General features: G+C 36.3%; 1 protein-coding gene and 1 pseudogene. Both read left to right on the top strand.

The genetic code is table 11. The features are described from left to right. Positions 1-262, top strand: a pseudogene (locus tag KYG_RS23995) (potassium-transporting ATPase subunit B); the annotation flags it as partial. A gap of 16 nt (positions 263-278) precedes the next feature. Then, a partial coding sequence (locus KYG_RS23990) for a potassium-transporting ATPase subunit C (protein ID WP_139019415.1) occupies positions 279-491 on the top strand: 213 nt, incomplete at its 3' end.

Raw genomic sequence — 491 nt, 5'->3', positions numbered from 1 at the left:
GTTTACACTTGCGATTCCGCAAATGGAAGCATTAAACATTATGAAATTAACATCACCACTGTCAGCGATTTTATCAGCATTACTATTTAATGCAGTTATTATTCCGTTACTCATTCCGTTAGCGATGAAGGGTATCGCATATAAACCGATGAGTTCAAATGCACTACTTGGCCGAAACCTACTTATTTATGGGCTTGGCGGAGTGATTGTACCGTTCATTGGAATTAAAGTAATTGATATGATTGTCGGCTTGTTTATATAAGGAAGAGGGGAAAGAGATGGCGAAGAAACAAAGTATACTATCACCGGTTATCCGTATTACTTTTACATTTTTAGTGTTGTGCGGACTTGTATATCCGCTTATTGTTACTGGTATTGCACAAGCGGTAATGAAGGATAACGCGGATGGAAGTCTAATATATAATGATAAAAATGAAGTGATTGGTTCTAAATTAATCGGTCAAAATTTCACAGATCCACGTTATTTTCAT

It is taken from the genome of Acidovorax sp. NO-1 (genome assembly GCF_000238595.1).
Classification (GTDB): Bacteria; Pseudomonadota; Gammaproteobacteria; order Burkholderiales; family Burkholderiaceae_C; genus Acidovorax.
The sequence above is the reverse complement of the archived record's forward strand: the minus strand, read 5'-3'. Positions and strand labels throughout refer to the sequence as shown.